Origin of the sequence: Mycobacterium sp., from assembly GCF_019243155.1 — a bacterium.
Lineage (GTDB): Bacteria > Actinomycetota > Actinomycetes > Mycobacteriales > Mycobacteriaceae > Mycobacterium.
Genome location: NZ_JAFAUS010000317.1, coordinates 1 through 7,707, shown reverse-complemented (window position 1 = coordinate 7,707; position 7,707 = coordinate 1). Strand labels below are relative to the sequence as shown.

Annotated in this window: 7 protein-coding genes and 1 pseudogene; all 8 read left to right on the top strand. The window is 65.7% G+C overall.

The window, feature by feature from the left end; all coding sequences use genetic code 11:
- Positions 1-621: pseudogene (locus tag JOZ00_RS16160) on the top strand (inositol-3-phosphate synthase); the annotation flags it as partial.
- Between the two features lie 185 nt (positions 622-806).
- The gene (locus tag JOZ00_RS16155; RefSeq protein WP_293345268.1) at positions 807-1,934 is read left to right on the top strand and encodes an LLM class flavin-dependent oxidoreductase; all 1,128 of its coding nucleotides are present in this window, start codon (positions 807-809) and stop codon (positions 1,932-1,934) included.
- Entirely contained in the window at positions 1,931-3,100 is a 1,170-nt protein-coding gene (locus JOZ00_RS16150) for a sulfotransferase (protein ID WP_293345266.1), read from the top strand. The genes JOZ00_RS16155 and JOZ00_RS16150 overlap by 4 nt, the downstream gene beginning before the upstream one ends.
- Before the next feature lies 1 nt (position 3,101).
- The gene (locus JOZ00_RS16145) at positions 3,102-3,908 is read left to right on the top strand and encodes a TIM barrel protein (protein ID WP_293345264.1); all 807 of its coding nucleotides are present in this window, start codon (positions 3,102-3,104) and stop codon (positions 3,906-3,908) included.
- Positions 3,909-3,910: 2 nt separating this feature from the next.
- On the top strand, positions 3,911-5,119 hold the full coding sequence (locus tag JOZ00_RS16140) for a DUF1214 domain-containing protein (protein WP_293345270.1): 1,209 nt from the start codon (positions 3,911-3,913) through the stop codon (positions 5,117-5,119).
- 32 nt (positions 5,120-5,151) lie between these two features.
- Complete coding sequence (locus JOZ00_RS16135) at positions 5,152-6,066, top strand: alpha/beta hydrolase (protein WP_293345262.1); 915 nt, start codon at positions 5,152-5,154, stop codon at positions 6,064-6,066.
- A 15-nt stretch (positions 6,067-6,081) separates the two neighbouring features.
- A complete protein-coding gene (locus JOZ00_RS16130) occupies positions 6,082-6,867 on the top strand; it encodes an LLM class F420-dependent oxidoreductase (RefSeq protein WP_293345260.1) in 786 nt (261 codons plus the stop codon).
- Between the two features lie 136 nt (positions 6,868-7,003).
- Positions 7,004-7,707 (top strand): GntR family transcriptional regulator (locus JOZ00_RS16125; RefSeq protein WP_293345258.1); only part of this gene is annotated, 704 nt, incomplete at its 3' end.

The following is a 7,707-nucleotide window of genomic DNA, read 5'->3' as shown; positions in this document are numbered from 1 at the left end:
GACGCCGGTGTCGCGTTCGTCAACGCACTGCCCGTGTTCATCGCGTCGGACCCCGTGTGGGCCAAGAAGTTCGCCGACGCGGGCGTACCGATCGTCGGTGACGACATCAAGAGCCAGGTGGGCGCGACCATCACCCACCGCGTGATGGCCAAGCTGTTCGAGGACCGCGGGGTGCAGCTGGACCGCACGATGCAGCTCAACGTCGGCGGCAACATGGACTTCCTCAACATGCTCGAGCGTGAGCGGCTGGAGTCCAAGAAGATCTCCAAGACCCAGGCCGTCACGTCGAACCTGCAGCGCGAGTTCAAGACCAAGGACGTGCACATCGGCCCGTCCGACCACGTCGGCTGGCTCGACGACCGCAAGTGGGCCTACGTCCGCCTGGAGGGTCGCGCCTTCGGTGACGTGCCGCTGAACCTGGAGTACAAGCTCGAGGTGTGGGACTCGCCGAACTCGGCGGGCGTCATCATCGACGCCGTGCGCGCGGCCAAGATCGCCAAGGACCGCGGCATCGGTGGTCCGGTTGTGCCGGCGTCGGCTTACCTGATGAAGAGCCCGCCGCAGCAGCTGCCCGACGACATCGCGCGCGCTCAGCTCGAGGAGTTCATCATCGAGGGCTGATGCCCCGCATGGTTGTCAGCGACAATCGCGCCCCGGCCATTAGGTGACTTTCCAAAGTGCTAGCGCACGCGCTAGCAGATCCGCGGATCACCTAATGGCCGGGGCGCGTTCCTGATGTCATCCCTCGAGGCACTACGAACATTTCATCGACACGATGCTGTGCGAGTGCTTAGCATCATGTTTCGATGACCGTGCAACCCGCCGCGTTCCTACGGACGACGCTCCCCCTTGACCTGTCCCGGCTCGCCGAACTGGACAGCGGCCGCTACCACTCGATCTGGCTGCCCGATCACATGGTCAGCTTCTGGCCCGACTCGATCTGGACTCCCGAGTTCACCGACCTGGCCACCGCTTCCCCATCGCCGCACCGGCACCTGGACGGACTTGCGGTCGCGGCCGCGGCCGCGGTGCTGACCGAGCGCGTTCCCCTCGTCAGTGCGGTCGTGGACACGGTGCGCCGCCATCCCGCCATGCTGGCCCAGACGGCGCTGACCATCGACCACCTCGCCAACGGCCGGTTCATCCTCGGGCTGGGCAGCGGGGAGAGCGAGAACACGTTGCCCTACGGGTTCGACTTCTCGCGCCCGGTCGGCCGTTTCGAGGAGGCGCTGACGGTCATCAAGCTGCTCTGGCACAGCGACGGGCCGGTCGATTTCGACGGCCAGTTCTACTCGTTGCACCACGCCCGGCTGGACACCGAACCCTACGAGGGGAAACCCCCGCCGATCTGGATCGGTGCCAGTGGCCCCCGGATGCTCGACATCGCCGGCCGTCACGCGGACGGGTGGTGGCCGGCCGGCGCCTGGACCCCGGAGCACTACGCCGAAATGCTCGCCACGGTAAGGGCGTCCGCCGAGCGAGCAGGCCGCGATCCGCAGGCGATCACCCCATGCTTCATCCAGGTATGTCTAATCGGCGAGGACGAGAACGCGCTCGCCGAGATCCTGCAGGCCCCGCTGGTCAAGGCCTTTCTGTTGCAGGTCTCCGCGGAGACGTTGCGCGGCTTCGGATTTGAGCATCCCATGGGGAGCAGTTGGCGCGGATTTCAAGACATCGACCCGGCCGTACTCACCCGTGCGCGAATTGTCGCTTTCCTGGACGACGTGCAACCCGAGATGGTCTTGGCCGTCGTGCCGCACGGAACACCGAAAGAGGTCGCCAAAATCATCAAGACATACGTGGACGCGGGTCTGCGGGTCCCCAAGATTCTCGACTACGGCGCCATGGCCGGCGTGACATACGCCGCGACGTCCGCGGCCAACGTCCGGGCAGCCGAGGACGAGCTGATGCGACTGTGCGGAGACCGGTCGTGACAACACTTTTGGACGCCGCGAAGATGCTGGCCGACGCGGAGTCCGAAACCGGACTGCGCGACTACGGTGATCCCACGCTGCCGGAGCGCTTCACCGTCGCCGTCGACCATCTGAACGGCCTCGGCATGGACTCCGCCGGCAACCAGCAAGCGGCGCAGGTGTGTCGATGGCTGCTCACCTCACGGCTCGAGTTCATCGAAGACCGCAACCGCTACCCGATCGGCGGCGAAGTGGTCGAGGCGCCGATGTTCGTCACCGGCGAACCACGTTCGGGGACAACGCTCATGCACGCGCTGATGTCGGTCGATCCGCACGCGCGGGCGCTGCGTTTCTGGGAGGTCATGTATCCCTCGCCCCCACCCGGTCTTGCCGGTCCCGATGACGACCGCCGCGAGCGGGCCGACGCGGACTGGCGCGAGATCAACGCCAAGATGCCCAAATGGCTGCACAGCCACCCCTACAACGACATGCTGGGTGACGGGCTGCCCGAGGACGAACGCACCTGGGCGTTCGACTTCCGAGTGATGACGCCCACGGCGTGGTGGCGGGTCCCGATGCAGTCGCTGGTCGGCGGGCTGGCCACCGATCCGGCCGCACAGTACCGGCTTCACAAGGCCATGCTGCAGCAACTGCAATACGGCCGGCCGCGAAAGTACTGGGTGCTGAAAGGCTTTCACGGCTTCCGGCTCAAGGAGATGTTCGACACCTACCCCGACGCCAGAATGGTCTGGCTGCACCGCGATCCGGTGCAGGTCGCCGCGTCGCGCACCATGATGATGGCCGACATCGCCGAAGGGGCGATCGGCCCGATCGACCTGCACGCCGAGGCCAAGAAGCACCTCGAGATGACGCGCGCCAGCATCGCCAACACGATGAGTAACCCGCTGGTCGACGATCCGCGCATCCTGCATGTCCGCTACACCGACTTCGTCGGCGATCAAATAGCCACAGTCCGAAGCTATTACGCGTTCTGCGGACGCAAGCTCACGGACGAGGCCGAGTCGGCGATGCGGTCCTACCTCGCCAACAACCCGGGGGACCGCTACGGGAAGTTCCGCTACTCGACTCAGCTGCTGATCGACATCGGCGAAGACTTGGACGCGCTGCATGCGGAGTTCAAGCCCTTCCGGGACCGGTTCGGCGTCGCGATCGAGAAGCGGGGCTGATATGACCGCCCAGGCACACAAACGTCTTTCGGTGCACAACGTGACGTTTCTCGGCGCGCCATTGACCGAGCTGGAAAGCCACTGGGCGGAGCTCGGCATATCCCGGCTGAGCATTCTGGACAGCCAGCTTCTCGATCCCGAATTCGCAATGCTGTTGCAGCGCAACGCCTATACCGTGGAGGCGGTGTACCATCTCTTCTCGGGCGGAAGCCTGGCCGGCGATCCCCGGGCCGCGCAGGACGCGCTGTCGACGGTGCTGGACGCCGCGGCCACGGTCGGCGCACGTGCCGTCTACATGCTGACGGGTGGACGCGGCGACCTCTCGTGGGGGCGGGCCGCCGAACGGTTCTGCGACATGGTCGCGCCCTGCGTGGCGCACGCGAAGCGCGTCGGCGTCGCGCTGGCGATCGAGAACGCCTCGAGCTTGTATGCCGACATCCATCTCGCGCACACACTGCGTGACACCGTCACACTGGCCGAAATGGGCGAACTCGGCATCTGCATGGACGTGTTCCATTGTTGGGCGGAAGGCGATTTCGAGGCGATGGTGCAGCGAGCGCTGCCGCGAACGGTGCTGGTCCAGTTGAGCGACTACGTGCTCGGGGATCGCGCACTGCCGGGCAGGGCGGTGCCCGGGGACGGCGCCATCCCGATCGAGACGTTCGTCGCCCAGACGCTGGCGGGCGGCTACACGCACGGCTTCGACCTGGAGCTCATCGGGCCCCGCATCGACCAGGAGGGGTGCTTCGAATCCGTCCGGCGCGCATGCGATGTCGTCGGCGCGATGCTCGGCAGACTGGGTGCGTGACTATGGCCTTCGGTGACGGTCCTGAAGACGCGGCACTGCAATCGGCGTGGACCGAGTTCTGCGCCCGACTGCAGCGCGCGGGCGAACAGGTCTTCAAAGAGGCCAACCCCGATGCGGGTGTGCATCGTGTCGACGCATACCGGTTTCTGACCCAGAATCTGGGTCAGGCCTTCGATCTGGCGCTCGAAACCCGCGACACCCGCTACCCGGTGTTGCACACGTTTTGCGGACCGACCCGCAAGCTCGGCGGCGACTGCGGCGATTTCACCTACCAGCAGGCGTGGATCGACGGGCGCTCAACGTATCGCGTCACCGGCACCCGCGGCACGGCGCGATTCTTGAACGTCACCGTGCAGGGGCCACGAGTCGCCGGCCCTGGCGTGCTGCACGAGCCGTTCGGCGACACCCCGCAGGCGAACCTGCTCGGCCACCAACTCTTCGTCGATGACGACGGGGAATTCGAGCTCTACATCGGCGGCCCCGAACGTGGACCGAACTGGCTGCCCACCACTGCCGGGTCCCGCAAACTGTTCATCCGCCAGGGCTTCGACCGCTGGGATGAGCTGCCGGCACAGATCCGCATCGAGCGGATCGACATGGACTCCCCCAAGCCGTTGCCCACGCCCGAAGACATGGTCGAGGCGATGCGCTGGGCCGGTGATTTCGTCACCGGCCTGATGTCCGACTGGCCCGAGTTTCCTTTCACCTACGGCGGCGTCGACGCCAGCCGGCCCAACGCTTTCCCGCACGTCGATGCGACCGACGCCGACAACAAGCGCGGCCGGGCCGCCGCCAACATGTATTGGGAACTCTGCGACGACGAGGCGCTGATCATCGAATTCGACGCCCACGACGGGCTGTGGATGCTGACCAACATGGGACCGTTCTTCAACAGCATGGACTACCTGTACCGGCCGGTGAGCTACACGCCGAGCCGTACGAAAGCCGACCGCGACGGCCGCATCCGTCTCGTTATGACTCATCGTGATCCCGGCGTCCACAATTGGCTGGACACGCAGGGCTTTTCGTGTGGCAACGTAACGTACCGGCACATGCTCGAGGGCCAACCCGTGGTGCTGAACACCCGTGTGGTCAAGCACCACGACGTGCTCGGCGCGCTGCCCGCCGACACTGCGATGGTGGGTCCTGCGGAACGCGCCGCCGCGATGTGGGAACGGTTCCACGCCATTCGCCGTCGTTATGTCCTCTAGAGCGACGGTGGCGGCGCTAGTGTCTTTAGTTCGTGACCGAGATCTCCGAAGACGAACTCGCCGGCCTGCCCGAATTCTCGCTGCTGCCTGAAAACGCCGAGCAGGCGGGCACGGACGGTCCGCTGCCCGACGTCCGGCGCATCGAGGGGGGCGAGGGCGAGAACAGAATCAGCGCGCTGCACTGGGGCCTCACTCCCCCGCGGGTCGTCTTCCTGCACGGCGGCGGCCAGAATGCGCACACCTGGGACACCGTCGTCGTCGGTGTCAACGAACCCGCGTTGGCCGTCGACCTTCCCGGTCATGGGCATTCCGCCTGGCGCGAGGACGGTGACTATTCGCCGCAGCACAACGCCGACGCCTTGCTGCCGATCCTGCGCGAGCACGCGCCGACGGCCGAGGTCGTGGTGGGAATGTCGCTGGGCGGCTTGACGGCGGTGCGCCTCGGCGCCCTTGCTCCCGAGCTCGTGCCCGAGCTCGTCCTGATCGACGTCACCCCGTCGGCGCTGCAACGCCACTCCGAGATGACCAAAGAGCAGCAGGGCACGGTCGCGCTGATGCACGGCGAACGGGAATTCCCCAGCTTCCAGGCCATGCTGGATCTGACGGTCGCTGCGGCCCCGCACCGTGAGGTGAAAGCGCTGCGCCGCGGCGTTTTCCACAACTCCCGCCGGCTCGAGAACGGCAACTGGACGTGGCGATACGACGCCATCCGCGTCTTCCCCGACTTCAGCGGTCTGTGGGACGACGTCGACGCGTTGTCGGCGCCCGTCACACTCATTCGCGGCGGATCGTCGGGTTTTGTCACCGAAGAGGATGCCACCGAATTAAGCCGTCGCGCAAAGCATTTCCGCGCCACGCACGTCGTCGAGAATTCGGGCCACTCCGTGCAAAGCGATCAGCCTCGCGAACTGATCGAGCTGCTGCGCGGAGTGCTCGCGAAGCGGTGAGCCTACGGTGGGGGTATGGCTTCCGACTTCCCCATCCGTATCGGTGTTCAGTTACAACCTCAGCACGCGCCGCAGTACGGCCAGATCCGTGACGCCGTGCGCCGCTGTGAAGACATCGGCGTCGACATCGCCTTCAACTGGGACCACTTCTTTCCGCTGTACGGCGACCCCGACGGCGCGCACTTCGAATGCTGGACCATGCTCGGCGCCTGGGCCGAGCAGACGTCACGCATCCAGATCGGTGCGCTGGTGACGTGCAACTCCTATCGCAATCCCGAGTTGCTGGCCGACATGGCCCGAACCGTCGACCACATCTCCGACGGCCGGCTCGTGCTCGGGATCGGTTCGGGTTGGAAACAGAAGGACTATGACGAGTACGGGTACGAATTCGGCACCGCCGGCAGCCGCCTGGACGATTTGGCGTCCGCCCTGCCACGAATCAAGGCGCGGCTGGCTCAACTGAACCCGGCGCCGACCCGCGACATTCCGGTCCTGATCGGTGGCGGCGGCGAGCGCAAGACCCTGCGCCTGGTCGCCGAATACGCCGATGTCTGGCACAGTTTCACCTCCGCCGAAGAGCTGCCGGCGAAGTCGGCCATCCTCGGTCGGCACTGCGACGACGTGGGTCGCGACCCGGCCGGCATCGAACATTCGGCCTCGGCCGGAAGCGGCGAGGGCCTGATCCCCAATGCCGAAGCGCTGGTGGATCTCGGCGTCACCCTGCTGACTGTGGCGAGCGGTGGCCCCGATTACGACCTGACCTCCGCCGAAGCGCTGTGCAAGTGGCGGGATAGTCGGTGAAACCCCGCTCTTATGTTTAACTCAGGTTGATCTGTCGAATACCTGATAGCACGGGCCAAATCGTGAGAAGCTTCTCGCGCTAGATCTCCCGCGCCCGATCGCCGCACCAGGGTTTGAAAAGAGACTCAATAAAGAAATGCCGAAGAAATACGGGGTCAAGGAAAAAGACCTAGTCGTTTCGCACATCCTGCATCTGCTGCTGACCGGCAAGCTGCGCACTGGAGACCGCGTCGACCGCAATGAAATTGCGCTGGGTCTGGGCGTCAGTCGCGTCCCAATCCAAGAGGCGCTGGTCCAGCTCGAGCACGACGGCATCGTGTCCACCCGCTACCACCGTGGCGCGTTCGTGGAGCGGTTCGACGAGGCCACCGTCCTCGAGCACCACGAACTCGACGGTTTACTCAACGGGATCGCATCGGCGCGTGCGGCCACCAGCCCGACGCCCCGGATCCTCGGACAGCTCGACGCATTCATGCGATCGATGCGGATCGCTAAGGACGCGCGCGCGTTTTCCGACGTCGCATCGGATTACCGGCGGACCATCAACGACGAGTACGCCGGCCCGCGACTGCACGCCACGATTCGCGCTTCGCAAAACCTCATCCCCCGCTTGTTCTGGATGACCTACCAGACCCCTCGCGAGGACCTGTTGCCGTTCTACGAAGACGAGACCGCCGCGATACACCGGCGCGACCCCGAGGCCGCGCGCGCCGCGTGCGTCAGTCGCTCCTACCTGATGGCCCAAACGATGCTGGCGGAACTGAGCAGGCGCAGGGTGTTCACCCCGGCCGACGACGCCAGCCCGGTCGTTCCCGAACCCCTCGGGGTCATCTCCGACGC